Genomic DNA, 18,464 nt, shown 5'->3' with positions numbered 1-18,464 from the left:
GTGCCCGCGCGGTGGTACACCAGGAGTATGACGGAGGTCACTACCGCAACCCCGAGCGCGCCGACGGTCGCCGGGCGCTCGGCGGAGTTCTGGGGATATTTGATGTGGGGGCTCGCGGGCATCGTCATCGCGGTCCCGGAGTTGGCCGCGGTTTTCGATCTGGCCGACTGGCCGACGATTTCGGCGACGATCGGCCACCTCGAGGACGGGCATTCGTGGGTGCGGCTCGTGGTCGTCTTCGTGATCGTGGTGCTGGCCTACTACTCGCTACCGCAGCTGGCGATGCCGCCCCAGCAACCGGCCACGGTCGCGGGCCGGCAGACCACGGCCAACGGCCGGCTCACGCCCGACCCCGATGCCGTGCGCACCGAGGGGATGGGTGGCTATCTGGTGCTGGCCTGCGCGGCGCTGGCCGCCGCGGTCGCCTTCGCCGGGGGAGCCCGCGCGGTCGATCCGGGGACCTTCACCGGCGCCTATGTGCTCTACGGAACCATCGCGGTGATGTGGGTGATCCTGCCGAGCGTGCTGTCGATGTTCTTCGCGCGGGAAGTGCCGTTTCCCACCCTGTTTCGCACGATCGGCTACCTCGAGCATCGCGCGGGGTTCGTCGCCGCGCTGCTGCTCGGACTGCTGGCGATCCTGCTCATCCACCTCGCGCTCTACCCGTGGCCGCGCGTGACCGGCTGACGGGTCACTCCCGGCGCGGCGACCCGAACAGCACGACCTCCATCAGGGCCATGACGCGCTCGGGCGGGCAGAGGTTCTCGTCGTCGCCGAAGACCCGGCCCAGATCCACCACGAGCCCGAATCCGGCCTGCACCAGAATGCGCGCCTGTGCCTCGGACAGTTCCGGCCGCACCGCGACCAGCAGTTTCACCCATTCGGCCACGATCAACCGCTGAATATTGCGCAGCACCGTGCGTTCCTCGGGCGGAACGTGGCTGAACTCGGCGTAATAGACGAAGGTCAATTCGCGTTCTTCGAACGACCCGGTGACATACAGGTCGATCAGCTTCGACAGTGCCTCGGCGGGAGATTTCGACGAGGCGGTGGCCGGGCCGATCGCGCCCGACACCCGATCCGCCGCCCGCCGGAACGCGGCCGCGAGCAGATCGCTCTTGCTGCGGTAATACCGGTAGACGGCCGAGGCCGCGGACAGATCCGCGGCCGTCGCGATGTCCTCCACGCTCACATTGGGATAGCCGCGCTGGTGGAACAGCTCCACCGATTTCTTCAGCAGCAGTTCGTGTTTGAACGACTGCGGTATCTCCACCGACCGCGATGTGGCCACCGCCGGCGCGGCGTCCGGTAGTTCGGCGCCGATGATCGCCCATGCGGCCGAATTGAGCACCGCGGTAAGCGATTTCACCGGAAGCGTGGCGTGGTGGTCGCCGATGCTGCTGACGATGCTGAGCAGCGCCACCGCGCGCACCAGCCGGTCGCGCCGGGGCAGTTCCGGGCGCAATTCACCGAGCAGGTCGGCGAGGGCGCGGATCGAGGTGGTGAACTGCTCGTCCAGCGTCGCGCGATCGGTGTCGTCGAGATAGCGGCCCTCCCATCGCGCCAGCGTCACGGTCGGGCGGTTGGCGATGGTCGCGGCGATCATGGCGTCGAGCACGCCGGCCAGCCGCTGCCGCACCGGAAGGTCCGCGGCCTCCGGATCCACCGTGGTCGATTCCACCGTCAGCGCGCCGAGACGCAGCAGTTCCTCCCGGAACAGGGCGTACTTGCTCGGATAGTGCCGGTACAGGGCCGCCGAGGAAATGCCGAGGCGGGAGGCGATGTCCTCCATGCTGACCCCGTGATAGCCCAGTGAGCCGAACGCCGCCGCCGAGGTCGCGGCGATCTGGGCACGCCGATTCTTCGGGCGACGGCGAATCACCCGCTCCTGTGGCTTTGTTGCCGGCTGTTCTGCGGGGCTCGCGGTGCCGCGCTCTACGCTCACGGTTCCGGCCTGTCTGTGGTGCGGCGGCACTCCTCGGCACTCATGAATGCCATGGTAGTCACCGGACGATTTCCGGCTGTCCGGTGTTACCGCCGGTTCCGGGAGACCTGCGGGGGATCGCCGCGGTGGCGAAAACCGAGCTCGGACCGGGTCTCGACAATTGTGTCCTATCGCCGCCGGCGCCCGGGCCACCGGGGTGTCCCGGCGCGAATGAAAAGCATTCTGTCGCAAGCAAATACCGACCGGATTCATCTTTTCTCGGATACCACTCAGCTTGGGCGAATGACCAGATCGCTTGCTCGTATCGAAATAGCATCGTTTCGACTCTCGTCACTGGCAGCGGGTGCCCGCCCCGCCGTACGCTGCGCTGGCACTCGGCACCGATCCGGCATCCCCGCCGGTCGGGAATTCATACGACACCGCGGTAGCGAAGGGACTCTCGATGCGCACGCTGGACCTGGAACGGATCATCCGGGCACCCCGCGCCGACGTCTTCGACTGGATCACCGACGCCACCAACTACCAGCGCGTTCCGGCGATCCGGCGGGTCACTCCGGTCCGTCCGGGCAATGTCTCCGAACACGGGGTGGGGGCGGTGCGGCTGCTGGTGACGCCGCTGCTGCGCTTGACGGAAGAGGTCGTCGACTACGACCCGCCGCGACTGTTTCGTTATCGCATATTGAAATCGCTTCCGCCGCTGCGACGTCAGGACGGAACCGTGACCTTCGACGACCATCCGTCGGGCACCCGGGTGCGCTGGCACTCCCAATTCGAGGTCGCCACACCACTTTTCGCCGCCGCCTGGACCCTCGCGCTGATCCCCGCCGTCTATCTGGGCGTCAGCGCGGTCCTCTCGACCGCCGAGGCCGAACTCCGTCGCGAGTAGGCCGCGCCGGCTCGGGCCTCGGCTCTCAGCTCAGCGCGGCCCAGGCCATCTCGCGCAGAATGGGCCGGGCCCGTCCGGCCAGCGTGGGGGAGGCGCTGTGCGGTGTGGAGTTGATCAGGCCGAAGGTGGCGTGCGCCTTGACCCGCGCGGCGGTCTCGTCCAGTTCCGGGTGCAGGCCGCGCAGCACCCCGACCCAGATCTCCACGTACTGCCGCTGCAGGCGGCGCACCTGCCGCCGCGCGGATTCGGGCAGGCTTTCCAGGTCCCGATCCTGAATACGGATGAGTTCGGGCTCGCCGAGGGCGAAGTCGAGATGGAACTCGATCAATCCGGCCAGTGCCGTGCGCGGGGATTCGGCCTGTTCGGCGACGGCCTTGCCGCCCTCGAACAGCCGGGTGCTGATTCCGACCAGCAATTCGACCAGGACGGCTTCCTTGTTGGGGAAGTGCCGGTAGACCGCCGGCCCGCTGATACCGGCCGCCGCGCCGAGGTCGTCGAGCCGCACCCCGGGGAAGCCGCGGTCGGCGATGAGCCGCGCCCCGGCCTCCAGTAATTGTTGCCGGCGCTGCGCCTTGAGCTGCTCCCGGCGTGTGGGAGCGATGGCCTCACTGCTGCTCATCGGGCTCCTCTCCGCAGGTCGGCGGCGTTCGGCGGGTCCGGTTTCCGGCACGCCTGGACATTTCAGTTAACGAAGATTATCTTAGTTTCCAGTTATTGGCCACTAACCGAATGGGCAGGATGGCGTGATGACCCTGACGCAGGACGTGCAGGCCGGCAATCGTGCCGCACATCTGGCGCTGCTCGACGAGCTGCGCGCGAAGCTGGCGGCGAGTGCGCTCGGCGGACCCGAGCGGGCCCGCGAGCGGCATCTGGCGCGCGGCAAACTGCTGCCGCGCCAGCGGGTGGACCGGCTGCTGGATCCCGGCAGTCCGTTCCTGGAACTGTCGCCGCTGGCGGCCGACGGCATGTACGGCGACGACTGCCCGGGCGCGGGGGTGATCGGCGGTATCGGACGAGTGTCCGGCCGGGAATGCGTGATCGTCGCCAACGACGCGACGGTCAAGGGCGGCACCTATTACCCGATGACGGTCAAGAAACATCTGCGCGCCCAGGAGGTGGCGCTGCAGAACCATCTGCCGTGCATCTACCTCGTGGACTCCGGCGGCGCGCATCTGCCGCATCAGGACGAGGTCTTCCCCGACCGCGAACATTTCGGCCGGATCTTCTACAACCAGGCGACCATGAGCGCCAAGGGAATCCCGCAGATCGCCGCGGTCCTCGGGTCCTGCACCGCGGGCGGCGCCTATGTCCCCGCGATGAGCGACGAGGCGGTGATCGTGCGCAATCAGGGCACGATCTTCCTCGGTGGGCCGCCGCTGGTGAAGGCGGCCACCGGCGAGGTGGTCACCGCGGAGGAACTCGGCGGCGGCGAATTGCATTCGCGCACCTCGGGTGTCACCGACCATCTGGCCGACAGCGACGAGGACGCGCTGCGCATCGTGCGCCGCATCGTCGGCACCTTCGCGCCGAAGTCGCCGAGTCCGTGGGAGATCACCGCGCCGGTCGACGCGATCGCCCCGCAGTCGGAGCTCTACGACGTGGTTCCGGTGGACCTGCGCACGCCCTACGACGTGCACGAGGTGATCGAGCGGATCGTCGACGGCGGTGAATTCCAGGAATTCAAGGCCGAGTACGGCCGCACCCTGGTCACCGGCTTCGCGCGCATCCACGGCCATCCGGTCGGCATCGTCGCCAACAACGGTGTGCTGTTCGGTGAATCCGCCCAGAAGGGCGCGCATTTCATCGAATTGTGCGACAAGCGGGTCATTCCGCTGGTGTTCCTGCAGAACATCACCGGTTTCATGGTCGGGCGCGACTACGAGGCGAGCGGTATCGCCAAGCACGGCGCGAAGATGGTGACCGCGGTCGCGTGCGCGCGGGTGCCGAAGCTGACGGTCGTGATCGGCGGTTCGTACGGCGCCGGCAACTATTCGATGTGCGGGCGGGCGTATTCGCCGCGCTTCCTGTGGATGTGGCCGAACGCCCGCATCTCGGTGATGGGCGGTGAGCAGGCCGCCTCGGTGCTGGCCACCGTTCGCGGCGATCAGCTCGGTGATTCCTGGAGCGCCGAACAGGAGGAGCAGTTCAAGGCGCCGATCCGGGAACAGTACGAGCACCAGGGCAATCCGTACTACTCCACCGCCCGGCTGTGGGACGACGGGGTCATCGATCCCGCCGATACCAGAACCGTGCTCGGCCTGGCGCTGTCGGTCTGTGCGCAGGCGCCTCTCGAACCTGTCTCCTACGGCGTATTCCGGATGTGATCACCATGCTGAACAAATCTCACCCGGTGCCCTTCGACACCGTGCTGGTCGCCAACCGCGGCGAGATCGCCGTGCGCGTGATCCGCACGTTGCGCGCCATGGGTATTCGCTCGGTGGCGGTCTACAGCGACGCCGATGTCGCCGCCCGGCACGTGGCCGAGGCCGATGTCGCGGTGCGGCTGGGTCCGGCCCCGGCGCGGCAGAGCTATCTCGATATCGATCGGGTGGTCGACGCGGCCGTGCGCTCCGGTGCGCAGGCCGTCCATCCGGGTTACGGCTTCCTGTCGGAGAATTCGGCGTTCGCCGCCGCACTGGAGAAGGCCGGCATCGTCTTCCTCGGTCCGCCCGTGCGGGCGATCGAGATCATGGGTGACAAGATCGCGGCCAAGAACGCCGTCGCCGACTTCGGGGTGCCGGTCGTGCCCGGTATCGCCCGGCCCGGTCTCACCGACGACGAATTGATCTCGGCCGCAACCGAAATCGGCTATCCGGTGCTGGTCAAGCCGTCGGCGGGCGGTGGTGGCAAGGGGATGCGCCGGGTCGACGTTCCCGCCGATCTGCCCGCGGCGCTGGTGAGCGCGCGCCGGGAGGCCGCCGCGGCGTTCGGTGACGACACGTTGTTCCTGGAGCGGTTCGTCGCCACACCGCGGCATATCGAGGTGCAGATCCTCGCCGACCAATTCGGCAACGTGCTGCATCTGGGCGAGCGGGAATGCAGCCTGCAGCGCCGGCATCAGAAGGTCATCGAGGAGGCGCCCTCGCCGTTGCTGGACCCGCAGACGCGGGCCCGGATCGGCGCCGCCGCCTGCAACACCGCGCGCAGCGTCGACTACGTGGGCGCGGGCACCGTCGAATTCATCGTCTCCGCCGACCGGCCGGACGAGTTCTTCTTCATGGAGATGAACACCCGGCTGCAGGTCGAACATCCGGTGACCGAACTGGTGACCGGGGTCGATCTGGTGGAATGCCAGGTCCGCGTGGCGGCCGGGCAGAAGATCGTCGCCGAACAGGACGATATCCAGCTCACCGGTCACGCCGTCGAGGCTCGCGTCTACGCCGAGGATCCCGGCCGCGACTTCCTGCCCACCGGCGGAACCGTGCTGGCGCTGGCCGAGCCGCAGGGGCCGGGCGTGCGGGTGGATTCCGGGCTGCGCACCGGCAGTGTGATCGGCAGCGACTACGACCCGATGCTGTCGAAGGTGATCGCGCACGGCCCCGATCGCGCGACCGCGATCGCCCGGCTCGATCAGGCACTGGCCGACACCCAGGTGCTCGGCGTGCGGACCAACACCGACTTCCTGCGCTTCCTGCTGGCCGATCCCGATGTGCTGCGCGGTGATCTCGACACCGGACTGCTGGACCGGCGCGCCGGGGACTTCCGCCCCGCACCGGCCACGGACGACCAGTTCGTCGCGGTGGCGGTGGCGCGCTGGCTGCGGGCGTGGCCGAATGCGCCGCGCGGCCCGTGGGACATCCCGAACGGCTGGCGCATCGGCACCGCCGCGCCCACGGTGTTGCGGCTCGAGGGCGGCGACCGCGTCGTGCACGTGGCGATCACGGGCACCCCCGCCGACGCGTGGGTGGCGGTCGACGCCGGGGAGCCGCGCTCGCTGACCGCCGCGCGCGACGACGCGGTGCTGACGATCGACCTCGACGGGATCCGGCTGCGCTACCGGGTCGCCGAACACGGCGGCCCGATCTGGGTGGCCGGCGCCGACGGCGTCGCGGCGGTGCGCGAGGTGGCCGAACCGAGTCTGCGCGGTGGCGACGAACAGCTCACCGACGCCGAAATACTCAGCCCCATGCCGGGTTCGGTGATCGCGGTGCACGTGGCCCCGGGCGCCGAGGTCGCCGCCGGCACCCCGGTGGTGGTGGTCGAGGCGATGAAGATGGAACACACCCTGACCGCGCCGGTCGCCGGAAAGGTGGAGCTGCTGGTCGCGGCGGGCGACCAGGTGCAGGTCGAACAGGTCCTGGCGCGGATCGCCGCCGAGCCCGTCGTGGACACCGAGGAATCGGACACCGAGCAGGCGGACACCGAGCAGAAAGAGGCACAGGCATGAGCGATTTCCTGTCCACCGGCACGCTGCCGGAGGAGTACCGAGATCTGGCGCTGACCGTTCGCGATTTCGCGAATCAGGTCGTCGCGCCGGTGGCGGCGAAACACGATGCGGCCCATACCTTCCCGTACGAGGTCGTTTCCGGCATGGCGGATATGGGTCTGTTCGGCCTGCCGTTCCCGGAGGAGTACGGCGGTATGGGCGGCGACTACTTCGCGCTGTGCCTGGCGCTCGAGGAACTCGGCAAGATCGACCAGAGCGTGGCGATCACGCTCGAGGCCGGGGTGTCGCTGGGCGCCATGCCGATCTACCGGTTCGGCAACGAGGCGCAGAAGCAGCAGTGGTTGCCGCAGTTGACCTCCGGGCGCGCCCTCGCGGGTTTCGGACTCACCGAACCCGGTGCGGGCAGCGATGCCGGCGGCACCCGGACCACCGCCGTCCGCGACGGCGACGACTGGATCATCAACGGCAGCAAGCAGTTCATCACCAATTCGGGCACCGATATCACCCGGCTGGTGACCGTGACCGCGGTGACCGGTGAGTCGGAGGGCAAGAAGGAGATCTCCACCATCCTGGTGCCGACCGACACCCCCGGATTCGTCGCCGAACCGGCCTACAACAAGGTCGGCTGGCACGCCTCGGACACCCATCCGCTGAGCTTCACCGACGTCCGGGTGCCGCAGTCGAATCTGCTCGGTGAACTCGGCCGCGGCTACGCCAACTTCCTGCGGATCCTGGACGAGGGCCGGATCGCGATCGCGGCGCTGTCGGTCGGCGCGGCACAGGGCTGTGTCGACGAGAGCGTGCGCTACGCCGGTGAGCGGGAGGCGTTCGGCCGCACCATCGGCCGCAACCAGGCGGTGGCGTTCAAGATCGCCCGGATGGAGGCGCGGGCGCACGCCGCGCGCACCGCCTACTACGACGCGGCGGCCTTGATGCTGGCGGGCAAGCCGTTCAAGAAGCAGGCCGCGATCGCGAAGCTGGTCGCCAGCGAGGCCGCGATGGACAACGCCCGCGATGCCACCCAGATTTTCGGCGGCTACGGCTTCATGAACGAATATGCTGTGGCCCGGCACTATCGCGATTCCAAGATTCTGGAAATCGGCGAGGGCACGACCGAGGTGCAGTTGATGCTGATCGGACGGGAGCTGGGACTGTGAGCGAGCCGATGGAGCCGGTGCGCCGGGTGGTGCAGCGCGGGCTGTGGTTCGAGGAGCTGGAAATCGGTGTGCTGTACGAACATCGGCCCGGGCGCACCATCACCGAGGCGGACAACGTCGCGTTCACCACGCAGACGATGAATACCCAGGCGCTGCATCTGGACGCGGCCTTCGCCGACGGTCTGCCCCCGTTCAATCAGCGACTCGTCAATTCGATGCTCACGCTGTCGACGCTGGTCGGCCTGTCGGTGGCGCAGCTGACGCAGGGCACCATCGTGGGCAATCTGGGCTTCTCGGAGGTCGCCTTCCCGAAGCCGATGTTCCACGGCGACACCCTGTACGCCGAAACCCTGGTGACCGCCAAGCGCGAGTCGAAAAGCCGTCCGGGCGAAGGGATCGTGACCTTCGCGCATACCGGGCGCAACCAGCACGGCGACGTGGTGGCCACCGCGGTCCGCAAAACCCTGATGCGGATGCGCCCGGACGGCGAGTAGGAGAGCGGATGAACTGGGAAATCCCGGGCCCGGCCTGGCTGTTCTGCCCCGCCGACCGGGGCGAACGCTACGAGAAGGCCGCCGCCGCGGCCGACGTCGTGATCATCGATCTGGAGGACGGCGTCGCGGCCGGGGACAAGGAGGCCGCGCGCGAAGTGCTGATGGCCACGCCGCTCGATCCGGAGCGGACGGTGGTCCGGGTCAACGCGGCCGGTACGCACGACTTCGACGCGGACCTGACCGCGCTGGCCTCGACCTCCTACCGTCGCATCATGTTGCCGAAATGCGAATCGGCACAACAACTTTCACTGCTGTCGGACTACGAGGTGCTCGCGCTGTTCGAATCGCCGCTGGGCGCGCTGCGCACCGAAGAGGTCATGGCCGCGCCGAATGCGATCGCCTCGATGGCCGGGGCGGAGGATCTGGTCGCCGGACTCGGCGGCAATTCCAGCCGCCGCGCCGACGGTGGTTATCGCGATGTGGCACGGCAGCTGCGCTCGACCGCATTGCTGGCGGCGAAGGCGTACGGCAAGTTCGCGCTGGACTCGGTGTACCTCGATATCGCCGACCTCGACGGGTTGCGCGCGGAATCCGACGAGGCGGTGGCGGTCGGCTACGACGTCAAGGTCGCCATCCATCCCAAGCAGCTCGCGGTGATCCGGGCCGCCTACGCACCGGCGGACGAGGAAGTGGACTGGGCCCGCCGGGTGCTCGCGGAGGTGCCCAACAATCGCGGTGTGTTCAGTTTCGAGGGACGCATGGTGGACGGCCCGGTGATCCGGCACGCCGAGCGCATTCTGCAGCGTGCCGGGGCCCGGTAGACCTAGGAGAGTCATGACGCAACCGCAGTGGGAGCCCGACGCCGGGGACCTGGAAACGGCGCGTGTCGCCGATTTCGCCCGATTCGTCGGGGCCCGGACCGGACGAGAATTCGACGACTATCACTCGCTGTGGGAATGGTCGATCACCGATCTGGCCGGGTTCTGGGGCGCGCTGTGGGAGTACTTCGAACTCGGCGGCGCGCCGGCCACCGTGCTGGCGAGTACCGAAATGCCCGGCGCGCAATGGTTTCCGGGGCAGCTGCTGAACTACGTCGATCAGATCGCCCGCCACGCCCGCACCGACCGGCCCGCCATCGTCTACGCCGGCGAACAGGGCGGCCTGACCGAGATCTCCTGGGCGGAACTGCTGGGCCGCACCGCCTCCTTCGCGGCGACGCTCCGCGAACTCGGGGTGGGACTCGGCGATCGAGTCGTCGGCTATCTGCCCAACATCCCCGAGGCCGTGATCGCCTTCCTCGGCGCGGCCAGTATCGGCGCGGTGTGGAGTGCCTGCGGGCAGGACTATTCGGCCAAGGCGGCGCTCGATCGGCTGGGGCAGTTGGAGCCGGCCGTGCTGGTCACCGCCGACGGTTACCACTTCGGCGGGAAAACGCACGACAAACGCGACGATATCGCCGCCCTGCGGGCCGGGCTGCCGACCGTTCGCGCCACCGTCGTGGTGCCGCGCCTCGGCGGTGCGGTGCCCGACGCCCTGGACTGGAATGCGGCCGCCCCGCCGGAGGGCGCCGAATTGTCCACGGAGCCCGTCGGTTTCGCTCATCCACTGTGGATCCTGTTCTCCTCCGGCACCACGGGGCTGCCGAAGGGGATCGTGCACGGGCACGGCGGCGTCCTGCTCGAACATCTGAAAGCCGCTGCGCTGCAATCGGATATCGGCCGCGGCGACGTCTTCTTCTGGTACACCAGCCCCAGCTGGATGATGTGGAACTTCCAGGTCGCCGGCCTGCTGGTGGGTGCGACGATCGTCTGTTACGACGGCAGTCCGACCTATCCGCACGCCGATTCGCTGTTCGACCTGGCCGCGCGCACGGGCACCACCGTGCTCGGCACCAGCCCCGGCTACGTGCTCGCCTGCATCAAGGCCGGTGTGGTGCCGCGACGCGACCACGATCTCTCGGCGCTGCGCACGATCGGCATCACCGGGTCGTCCCTGCCGCCGTCGTCGGCACTGTGGTTGCGCGACAACGTCGGTGAGCGTGTGCAGGTGAACTCGATCAGCGGCGGCACCGATGTGGTGTCCGCGTTCATCGGCGGCGTGCGCACGGTGCCGGTGTGGCCGGGCGAGCTGTCGGTGCCGTTCCTCGGCGCCGCGGTGGATGCCTGGGACGAATCGGGCCGGCCGGTACGCGGCGAGGTCGGGGAGTTGGTGATCACCGCCCCGATGCCCTCCATGCCGGTGTCGTTCTGGCACGACCCCGACGGAACACGCTATCGCGCAGCGTATTTCGAGATGTTCCCCGGCGTCTGGCGGCACGGCGACTGGATCACCGTCACCGATCACGGCAGCATCGTCGTGCACGGCCGCTCCGATTCGACGTTGAACCGGCACGGCATCCGGATGGGCTCGGCCGATATCTACCAAGCGGTGGAACAACTTCCGGAGATCGCCGAGGCCCTGGTGATCGGCGCCGAACAACCCGACGGCGGTTACTGGATGCCGCTGTTCGTCACCCTCGCCCCGGGCGCCGAACTGACCGACGAGCTGAAACAGCGCATCAACGCGACGATCCGCGCCGAGGTCTCACCGCGCCACGTCCCCGACGAAATCATCGCCGCCCCGGGCATTCCGCACACCCGCACCGGCAAGAAGCTCGAGGTGCCGATCAAGAAACTGTTCCAGGGTGCGGACCCGGATCGGGTGGTCGAACGCAGCGCGGTCGACAATGCGGATCTGCTCACCTGGTACGCCGAGGTGCCGGCCCGGAAACGGGCGACGTAGGCCGAGCCGCGGAAGCGGTGCGCTGCCGCTCGGTGGCCGCCGGTACGCGCGGCACACCGCATCCGGGCCGCGGGTGATCAGGCGGCGAGCTCTCCGGCCTCCTCCATCGACAACCGGCCGTCGACCATGCGGTAGACCGCGTTCATGCGGTGCAGGTGGGTGCGGTCGTGGGTCACCAGCAGGGTGGCGGCGGCGTGGGTGTGGACGACCCCGAGAATCAGGTCGATGACGGCGGCCCCGCGTTCCTGGTCGAGGGCGCTGGTGGGCTCGTCGACGACCAGCAGGGCGGGGTCGTGCATGAGCGCGCGGGCGATGTCGACGCGTTGCCGTTGACCGCCGGACAGCTGAGCCGGGCGCTTCTTCTCGTGGCCGCGCAGCCCCACCGCGTCGAGCAGATCCATCGCCTTGTCCCTGGTTCGGCGTCGCAGGCGCGGTGAGACGACGGTGTGGCCACCCAGGTGCTGCATCACCTCGAGTTGTTCGACCGCGGTGAGGGCGGGGATGAGGTTGGGCTGCTGGAAGACGATCCCGATGCGTTCGCGGCGCAGGGTGGTGGCCTCGCGCCGGGACGCTCGGGCGAGGTCGACGCTGCCGTCGTCGGTATCGAGCAGGATCCGGCCCGAATCCGGGCGGACCAATGTCGACACCGTGGCCAGCAGACTCGATTTGCCCGATCCCGACGGACCGGTGATGGCCGCGATCTCGCCGCCGCGCACGGTCAATGACACCTTGTCGAGGGCGGTGATGCGGCCGGCGCCGTCGGGGAAGGTGAGGGTGAGATCGGAGACGGTCAGGGTGGTGGTCATCGAAAGCTCCTGTGCGGTAATCGAATCAGCGAGATTGGTTGAGCGCGGTGAGCGGGTCGGTGGTGGCCAGGAAGCGTAGGGCGAACACGGCGCCGAGCAGCCCGAGCCCGATCAGGGCGAGTGCGGGCACCACGGTCGTGGCCGCGCTGAGCACGAACGGCACCGCCCCGCCGATGAACGCCCCGGCCAGTGCGGTCACCCCGACACCGACGCCGACGCCGAGGAGCAGCACGATCAGCGCCTGGCCCAGGGCGTCGCGAACCAGTGCGGTCGTGGTGGCGCCCAGCGCTTTCAGCGTCGCGATATCCGCGGTGCGCTGGATGGTCCAGACGGTGAAGAAGGCACCGATCACCAGGGCGGAGATCACGAACAGCATCACGGTCATCAGCGTGAGCGAACCGTTCTCGGCCCGATACGACCCGATCGCCCGCAATGCGCCGTCGACACTCGTCGTGCGGGTGTGCGCGGCGCTGTTCACCGCACCGGTATCGGGCACCCCGGAGGCGACCAGAATCGTGGCGGCCCCGCCGCGCGGATCGAGTTGCTGCCAGTCGGACAGCGTCGTCCAGACCACCGGGGTGTGCGCGTACCAGTCGTCGTCGCCGACTGCCGCGACCGTGAAGGTACCGCCGCCGATCGACACGCGATCACCGGCGCCGGCCGAGAGGTCTTCGGCGGCGGCCTGACTCAGCACGACGGCGCCGGGGCCGGTAGCCACCTCGTTGCCGAACGCCTTGCCGTCGACGCCGAATATCGCCACCTGGGCCGGTGCGGATCCCTCCCGGACGGCCTGGCTACGGCTGATGCCGACCGGATCGACGCTTCCTCCGGCTCGCTGCCAGCGCTCGACCTGTTCGCTGGTCAGCGCCGAGGAATCGAAGGACGGATCGGCGCCGGTATCGGCGAATACGACGCTGCCGCCGGCCAGCCGCTCGAGTGCGGAAATATTCTGATGCGCCAGGCCGGCCGTGAGTCCGCTCAGAAAGCTCACCAGCAGGGCCACCATGGTGACGACCAGGGTGATGAGCAGGAATCGGCCGCGGGCGGCCCGCAGATCTCTCAGTGCGACGAACATATCTCCACCTTCGCGATGAATCCGCCGGTGGACATCGCCTGCGCGGACACTTCGCGACCGCCCGACGATGGGGTGCCGAATCCACCTTTCGATGGATGCCGCCCCGGTAACCGCGCATAAGCTGGCAGCGTGCACCGCTCTCCCCTCACCCCCGTCTTCGCCGCACTGCAGGTCGGACTCCATGTGTTGATGACGGCGCTGGTGGTCGTGGTGATGGTGCGCGCGGCCGTGCCCGGTGACGACGGCCCCCGGCCCACCGTCGCGGTGATCGTGCTCGCGGCGCTGTTCCTGCTCGTCTATTTCGCGGGTGGGCTGCTGCGCGGGCGTCCGGTCGCCGCGCGGGTGTGGCTGGGCGGGCTCACGGCGCTGTGGCTGGCGTTGATCGTGCTGGTTCCGGAGGCCGTCTACCTGGTGTTCGGACTGTTCTTCCTGTATCTGCATCTGCTGCCGCGACTGTGGGGACTGGCCGCGGTCGTCGCTGCCACGATCGTCTCGGTGGTCGGCTGGGGGTTGCACGAGGGGTGGACGGTTCCCGGAATCGCCGGGCCGGTCCTGGGCGCGATCGTGGCGATCGCGATCGGCCTGGGCTATCGGGCGCTGTTCCGCGAGGCGGCCGATCGCCAGCAGCTGATCGACGAATTGCTCTCCACCCGTGCCACTCTCGCCGAACGCGAACGCACCGCCGGCAAACTCGCCGAACGTGAACGGCTCGCGCAGGAGATCCACGACACCGTCGCCCAGGGGTTGTCCAGCATCCAGATGCTGCTGCATGCCGCCGAACGCGACGCACCGGATCATCCCGCGCTGCAACAGATCCGGCTCGCCCGCGAGACCGCCGCGGACAATCTGGTCGAGACCCGGCAGTTGATCGGCGACCTCACCCCGGCGGTGCTCGAGGGGCAATCGCTGAGTGATGCGCTCGAGCGGATCGCCCGGCGCGCCGAGGGCCCCGGGCTGAGCGCCCGCACGGTGGTCGAGGGGACGCCGATGCGGCTGCCGATGCCCGTCGAGGCCGCGCTGGTGCGGGTGGCGCAGGGCGCGGTGTCGAATGTGGTCCGGCACGCGCACGCCGATCGGATGCGGATCACGCTCACCTACGGTGACGACGCCGTCCATCTCGATGTGGTCGACGACGGCGTCGGTATCGATCCAGCGGTCTTCGGCGGCGGCACCTTCGGCCTCAACGCCATGCGCAGCCGCGTCGAACAGCAGGGTGGTGTCATGGACGTCGAATCCGAGCCGGGGCATACCGCCGTCACCGTGTCGTTTCCGCTGCACGACTCGGAAACCGCTGCGGCCGAGCTCATCTCGCGGGAGGAGCTGCCGTGATCCGTCTCCTGCTGGCCGACGACCACGCCATCGTCCGCGCCGGATTGCGGGCCCTGCTGGATTCCGGCGAGGACATCACGGTGGTCGGGGAGGCCGCCACCGCCGAGGAGGCCGTGGCCTTCTGCGCCACCACGCACGTCGATCTGGTGCTGATGGATCTGCGCTTCGGTCCCGGCAAATCCGGGGTGGACGCGACCCTGGCCCTACGCGCCCTGCCCGATCCGCCGAACGTCCTGGTCGTGACCAACTACGACACCGACGCCGATATCCTCGGCGCCATCGAGGCGGGTGCCTGCGGTTACATCCTCAAGGACACCCCGCCGCCCGAACTCCTCGCCGCCGTGCGCGCCGCGGCGGCGGGGGAGAGCGTGCTCTCGCCCTCGGTCGCTTCCAAACTGATGACCCGCGTCCGCAAACCGGACACCACCCTGAGCGCCCGCGAGATCGAGGTGCTGCGCCTGGTCGCCGACGGTCATTCCAACCGCGATATCGGCAAACACCTGTTCCTCAGCGAGACGACGGTGAAATCCCATCTGGTGCACATCTATTCGAAGCTGGGCGTGAAATCGCGGACGTCGGCGGTGGCGCGAGCGCGCGAGCGCGGGGCCATCTGAACCGTGCGGGGCTCGCTGATCGCGGCCGTGTCGGCCGGTGCGTGTCGGGGCCCGCGCACACGCCGCCGCTTCCTAGGGTGAGCTCATGCCTTCCATTACCGATCCCGAAGTGCGGGAGTTCCTCGCCGCCGGAACCCGTACCGGCAAACTGGCTCTGGTCGCCTCCGACGGCCGCCCGATCGTCAATCCGGTGTGGTTCATCCTCGACGGCGACGACCTGGTCTTCAACACCGGCAAAACCACCGCCAAGGGCAAGGCGCTGGCTCGCGACCCCCGCGTCGCCCTCTGCGTGGACCTGGACGAACCGCCGTACGCCTATTTCCAGGTGCAGGGCGTCGCTACCCTCTCCGAGGACCCTGCCGAACTCCTGCGCACCGCGACCGCCATCGCCGCGCGGTACATGGGCCCGGACCGCGCCGAGGAATTCGGCACCCGCAACGCCGTCCCCGGTGAGCTGGTCGTGCGGGTACGCCCGGACAAGATCCTCGGTGGGCTGAACATGACCGGATAGCGGCCGGGGGCCGGGAGAACTCAGCGCCGCCGGGCGTATTCGGCGGCCGCCGCCCAGTCGACCAGTACGCAGGCTTCCTCGCCCACGGTCCAGGCGTCGTGGCCGGGCGGGCACTGCATGAAATCTCCCGGGCCGACCTCGCACTCGGTGCCGTCGTCCATCCGGATGTGCATCCGCCCCGAGATGCAGTAGCCGATGTGGGAGACCTGGCAGCTGTCGGTTCCGGCGATCGGCTTGACGTGCGTGGACCAGCGCCAGCCCGGCTCGAAGACGGCCCGGCCGACTGCGCCGGAGGGTGCCTGCACGACCTCGAGGCGCCCGCTGCCGGATTCGAATTCCCGCGTCTCGTCGGCCGAGTCGAAGTTCTTCACCAGCAGGGACGCATCCGGCGTCCCCATATCGTCCTCACGCACCAGATCCAGATTGCGGAAGACCGCCGGCTCGTCGCACAGTGCGGCGAGGGTTTCGGCGAAGCCGGTCGTCTCGGGCAGCGCGGAATTCGCCATGGCCTGCTCGTAGGAGGGGAATTCCACGATCTGCAGGTAGGTGTCCGGATGGTCGCGGTCCCGGGTTTCCATACTGTGCGTCGCCGAGCGCGTGCCCTCGGTAGCCGTCAGCCACCGATCCAGCGTGCGATTGAACTCGTCGAGCTGCGAGGTCTTGAACTCGATGGTCTGAACGAATTTCGTCATCGTGCTCACCTTCGGGAGTTGTGGATGACCCCGGGCATGATCTTACGCCGCGTGGCACCGGGCGAGCCGGCGAATCGAGCGCGGGAGCTGTCCCCGCGAACGGCACGAGACCGCCTGTGGGCTTACTGCACACCGCCGTCCTGCAGGACGGCCGCGTCGTTGAAAAAGCTTGCACGGCAACAAGTTCGACGCGCGGCGCAGCTGCTCGCTCCGCACCTCCACTGTGGGTGTGTGGCGCGAGGACCACCATCCTTCGGTTCCACCGTTTCGAATGCACCCCGTGGGACAATGGGGCGACCATGAAGACGAGGTGAGGAGCTGAGGTGACAGCCTTTTCGTATCCGCAACGGCTGCTGACGCTCTCCGACTTCGTGGCGCTCCCCGAAGACGACCGGCATCGCTGGGAGTTGCAGGAGGGGGTACTCGTCGTGTCGCCGTCACCGACACCGGCGCACAATATCGCCGGCGCGCAACTGTATATGCAGTTGTTCGCGCAGCTGCCGGACGATCTGGTGGCCGTGCCGGACGTCGACGTCGATCTGGGGTTGGTCCCGCGGGACGAACCCGCCACCGTCAGGCGACCGGATCTGATCGTCGTGACGCGTGCCGAACTGGAACGAGTCCGTACCTCCGGCGGCATTCTTCGCACGTCGGAAGCGGTGCTCGTCGTCGAAATCGTTTCCCCGGGCTCGCGTCGCACCGATACGGTGACCAAGCGCAGCGAATACGCCGAAGCCGGCATCGCGCACTACTGGATCATCGACCTCAACGAGCCGCTGAGCCTGTTGGTATTCCGGCTCACCGAAGAACTCGGATATGTGGACGAAGGCGAAGCGACCGGAACGTTCCGGACCACGTCGCCCTGCCCGCTCACCATCGAGCTCGGGCGGCTGGGCTGAGGGTTGCGGGATCGGGCGGGCACCTAGACTCCGGGCATGACCGTGCATTTCATCGGAGCGGGTCCCGGGGCGGCCGATCTACTCACGCTGCGGGCGGTGGCGCTGCTACGGGAATCTCCGGTGTGCCTGTATGCCGGGACGTATCTGGATCCCGAGGTGCTGGCGCATTGCGCGCCGGAGGCGGAGTTGATCGATACCCAGGGGCTGGATCTGGACGAGATCGTCGCGCACTGTGCGCGGGCCGACGCCGAGGGTAAGGATGTGGCCCGGCTGTGTTCGGGGGATCCGTCGATCTATTCGGCGCTGACCGAGCAGGCGCGGCGGCTCGACGGGCTGGGTATCTCCTGGGATGTGACGCCCGGGGTGCCGGCGTATGCGGCGGCGGCCGCGGTCCTGGGCAGCGAGCTGACGGTGCCGGAGGTGGCGCAGTCGGTGGTGCTGACGCGGACCCGGGCGCGCTCGACCGCGATGCCCGAGTCCGAGGCGCTGGCGAATTTCGCGCGGACCCGGGCCAGTCTGGTGCTGCATCTGGCGATCACGCGGATTCGCGAGCTGGCCGCTGAGCTGGCGCAGGAGTACGGCGCCGATTGCCCGGCCGTGGTGGTCTACCGGGCCAGTCAGCCGCAGCAGCGGATTCTGCGGGGGACGCTCGCCGATATCGCCGGCCAGGTCGAGGCGGCCGGACTGCGGCAGGCCGCGGTGGTCTTGGTCGGGCGCGCCCTGACTCCGGCGCTCGACTGTGCGCAGTCCCATCTGTACGACCCCGGACGGGAGCGGCACCCGGTATCCGGACCCGGCGCGTGACCCCCTCGCGCACCGCGATTTCGGTCACTCGAGACGGGCGATTCCCGGTAGGTTCCCAGCAGCGGATCGAACGTCGAGGTGGCG

General features: G+C 68.7%; 18 protein-coding genes. 13 read left to right on the top strand and 5 right to left on the bottom strand.

What is annotated here, in order from left to right; all coding sequences use genetic code 11:
• The first annotated feature begins 27 nt into the window (after positions 1–27).
• On the top strand, positions 28–687 hold the full coding sequence (locus tag NN2_RS21685) for a hypothetical protein (protein WP_030517142.1): 660 nt from the start codon (positions 28–30) through the stop codon (positions 685–687).
• A 4-nt stretch (positions 688–691) separates the two neighbouring features.
• On the opposite strand, the gene NN2_RS21680 is transcribed toward NN2_RS21685, so the two are convergent.
• A complete protein-coding gene (locus NN2_RS21680) occupies positions 692–1,945 on the bottom strand; it encodes a TetR/AcrR family transcriptional regulator (protein WP_063015718.1) in 1,254 nt (417 codons plus the stop codon).
• A 442-nt stretch (positions 1,946–2,387) separates the two neighbouring features.
• On the opposite strand from NN2_RS21680, the gene NN2_RS21675 reads away from it, so the two are divergent.
• Complete coding sequence (locus tag NN2_RS21675; RefSeq protein WP_063015717.1) at positions 2,388–2,831, top strand: SRPBCC family protein; 444 nt, start codon at positions 2,388–2,390, stop codon at positions 2,829–2,831.
• A gap of 25 nt (positions 2,832–2,856) precedes the next feature.
• On the opposite strand, the gene NN2_RS21670 is transcribed toward NN2_RS21675, so the two are convergent.
• Positions 2,857–3,450 carry an SACE_7040 family transcriptional regulator gene (locus NN2_RS21670; RefSeq protein WP_030517145.1) on the bottom strand — a complete coding sequence of 198 codons (594 nt, stop codon included), beginning with the start codon at positions 3,448–3,450 and terminating at the stop codon, positions 2,857–2,859.
• A 127-nt stretch (positions 3,451–3,577) separates the two neighbouring features.
• Here NN2_RS21670 and NN2_RS21665 point away from each other — a divergent pair, with 127 nt between their 5' ends.
• From NN2_RS21665 to NN2_RS21640, 6 genes are read left to right on the top strand one after another with little or no spacing between them, the layout of a single operon-like run.
• Positions 3,578–5,155: a carboxyl transferase domain-containing protein gene (locus NN2_RS21665; RefSeq protein WP_030517146.1), complete on the top strand. Its 1,578-nt coding sequence runs from the start codon at positions 3,578–3,580 to the stop codon at positions 5,153–5,155.
• A 5-nt stretch (positions 5,156–5,160) separates the two neighbouring features.
• On the top strand, positions 5,161–7,218 hold the full coding sequence (locus tag NN2_RS21660; protein WP_063015716.1) for an acetyl-CoA carboxylase biotin carboxylase subunit: 2,058 nt from the start codon (positions 5,161–5,163) through the stop codon (positions 7,216–7,218).
• The gene (locus NN2_RS21655) at positions 7,215–8,375 is read left to right on the top strand and encodes an acyl-CoA dehydrogenase family protein (protein ID WP_063015708.1); all 1,161 of its coding nucleotides are present in this window, start codon (positions 7,215–7,217) and stop codon (positions 8,373–8,375) included. The genes NN2_RS21660 and NN2_RS21655 overlap by 4 nt, the downstream gene beginning before the upstream one ends.
• Positions 8,376–8,383: 8 nt before the next feature.
• Positions 8,384–8,869 carry a MaoC family dehydratase gene (locus NN2_RS21650; protein ID WP_063015715.1) on the top strand — a complete coding sequence of 162 codons (486 nt, stop codon included), beginning with the start codon at positions 8,384–8,386 and terminating at the stop codon, positions 8,867–8,869.
• 8 nt (positions 8,870–8,877) lie between these two features.
• The gene (locus NN2_RS21645; protein WP_063015707.1) at positions 8,878–9,690 is read left to right on the top strand and encodes an HpcH/HpaI aldolase/citrate lyase family protein; all 813 of its coding nucleotides are present in this window, start codon (positions 8,878–8,880) and stop codon (positions 9,688–9,690) included.
• Between the two features lie 13 nt (positions 9,691–9,703).
• The gene (locus NN2_RS21640) at positions 9,704–11,650 is read left to right on the top strand and encodes an acetoacetate--CoA ligase (RefSeq protein WP_063015706.1); all 1,947 of its coding nucleotides are present in this window, start codon (positions 9,704–9,706) and stop codon (positions 11,648–11,650) included.
• Between the two features lie 77 nt (positions 11,651–11,727).
• Here the strand turns inward: NN2_RS21640 and NN2_RS21635 are convergent, their stop codons facing one another.
• Together NN2_RS21635 and NN2_RS21630 are read right to left on the bottom strand one after the other, a co-directional pair.
• The gene (locus NN2_RS21635; protein ID WP_063015705.1) at positions 11,728–12,456 is read right to left on the bottom strand and encodes an ABC transporter ATP-binding protein; all 729 of its coding nucleotides are present in this window, start codon (positions 12,454–12,456) and stop codon (positions 11,728–11,730) included.
• A 25-nt stretch (positions 12,457–12,481) separates the two neighbouring features.
• Positions 12,482–13,531, bottom strand: a complete 1,050-nt coding sequence (locus NN2_RS21630) for an ABC transporter permease (RefSeq protein WP_063015704.1) — start codon at positions 13,529–13,531, stop codon at positions 12,482–12,484.
• 129 nt (positions 13,532–13,660) lie between these two features.
• On the opposite strand from NN2_RS21630, the gene NN2_RS21625 reads away from it, so the two are divergent.
• From NN2_RS21625 to NN2_RS21615, 3 genes are all read left to right on the top strand, one after another.
• Complete coding sequence (locus tag NN2_RS21625) at positions 13,661–14,860, top strand: sensor histidine kinase (RefSeq protein ID WP_063015703.1); 1,200 nt, start codon at positions 13,661–13,663, stop codon at positions 14,858–14,860.
• Positions 14,857–15,474, top strand: coding sequence for a response regulator transcription factor (locus tag NN2_RS21620; RefSeq protein WP_030517155.1), 618 nt, complete (start codon positions 14,857–14,859; stop codon positions 15,472–15,474). Before NN2_RS21625 ends, NN2_RS21620 begins: the two co-directional genes overlap by 4 nt.
• An 85-nt stretch (positions 15,475–15,559) precedes the next feature.
• The gene (locus NN2_RS21615; protein ID WP_030517156.1) at positions 15,560–15,985 is read left to right on the top strand and encodes a PPOX class F420-dependent oxidoreductase; all 426 of its coding nucleotides are present in this window, start codon (positions 15,560–15,562) and stop codon (positions 15,983–15,985) included.
• 20 nt (positions 15,986–16,005) lie between these two features.
• On the opposite strand, the gene NN2_RS38675 is transcribed toward NN2_RS21615, so the two are convergent.
• Positions 16,006–16,677, bottom strand: a complete 672-nt coding sequence (locus tag NN2_RS38675; RefSeq protein WP_231983175.1) for a cupin domain-containing protein — start codon at positions 16,675–16,677, stop codon at positions 16,006–16,008.
• Between the two features lie 323 nt (positions 16,678–17,000).
• On the opposite strand from NN2_RS38675, the gene NN2_RS21605 reads away from it, so the two are divergent.
• Both NN2_RS21605 and cobM read left to right on the top strand, forming a co-directional pair.
• The gene (locus tag NN2_RS21605; protein WP_063015702.1) at positions 17,001–17,576 is read left to right on the top strand and encodes a Uma2 family endonuclease; all 576 of its coding nucleotides are present in this window, start codon (positions 17,001–17,003) and stop codon (positions 17,574–17,576) included.
• A 36-nt stretch (positions 17,577–17,612) separates the two neighbouring features.
• Complete coding sequence (gene cobM / locus NN2_RS21600) at positions 17,613–18,380, top strand: precorrin-4 C(11)-methyltransferase (RefSeq protein WP_063015701.1); 768 nt, start codon at positions 17,613–17,615, stop codon at positions 18,378–18,380.
• The last annotated feature ends 84 nt before the right edge of the window (positions 18,381–18,464 follow it).

Source organism: Nocardia nova NBRC 15556, assembly GCF_001613005.1.
Lineage (GTDB): Bacteria > Actinomycetota > Actinomycetes > Mycobacteriales > Mycobacteriaceae > Nocardia > Nocardia nova.
Note: the sequence above shows the minus strand (reverse complement) of the source record. Positions and strands in the feature narration are given on the sequence as shown.

Coding starts and splice junctions, on each gene's coding strand:
- NN2_RS21685 (WP_030517142.1), top strand. CDS start 28: ATGACGGAGGTCACTACCGCAACCCCGAGCGCGCCGACGGTCGCCGGG.
- NN2_RS21675 (WP_063015717.1), top strand. CDS start 2,388: ATGCGCACGCTGGACCTGGAACGGATCATCCGGGCACCCCGCGCCGAC.
- NN2_RS21670 (WP_030517145.1), bottom strand. CDS start 3,450: ATGAGCAGCAGTGAGGCCATCGCTCCCACACGCCGGGAGCAGCTCAAG.
- NN2_RS21665 (WP_030517146.1), top strand. CDS start 3,578: ATGACCCTGACGCAGGACGTGCAGGCCGGCAATCGTGCCGCACATCTG.
- NN2_RS21660 (WP_063015716.1), top strand. CDS start 5,161: ATGCTGAACAAATCTCACCCGGTGCCCTTCGACACCGTGCTGGTCGCC.
- NN2_RS21655 (WP_063015708.1), top strand. CDS start 7,215: ATGAGCGATTTCCTGTCCACCGGCACGCTGCCGGAGGAGTACCGAGAT.
- NN2_RS21650 (WP_063015715.1), top strand. CDS start 8,384: ATGGAGCCGGTGCGCCGGGTGGTGCAGCGCGGGCTGTGGTTCGAGGAG.
- NN2_RS21645 (WP_063015707.1), top strand. CDS start 8,878: ATGAACTGGGAAATCCCGGGCCCGGCCTGGCTGTTCTGCCCCGCCGAC.
- NN2_RS21640 (WP_063015706.1), top strand. CDS start 9,704: ATGACGCAACCGCAGTGGGAGCCCGACGCCGGGGACCTGGAAACGGCG.
- NN2_RS21635 (WP_063015705.1), bottom strand. CDS start 12,456: ATGACCACCACCCTGACCGTCTCCGATCTCACCCTCACCTTCCCCGAC.
- NN2_RS21630 (WP_063015704.1), bottom strand. CDS start 13,531: ATGTTCGTCGCACTGAGAGATCTGCGGGCCGCCCGCGGCCGATTCCTG.
- NN2_RS21615 (WP_030517156.1), top strand. CDS start 15,560: ATGCCTTCCATTACCGATCCCGAAGTGCGGGAGTTCCTCGCCGCCGGA.
- NN2_RS38675 (WP_231983175.1), bottom strand. CDS start 16,677: ATGACGAAATTCGTTCAGACCATCGAGTTCAAGACCTCGCAGCTCGAC.
- cobM (WP_063015701.1), top strand. CDS start 17,613: ATGACCGTGCATTTCATCGGAGCGGGTCCCGGGGCGGCCGATCTACTC.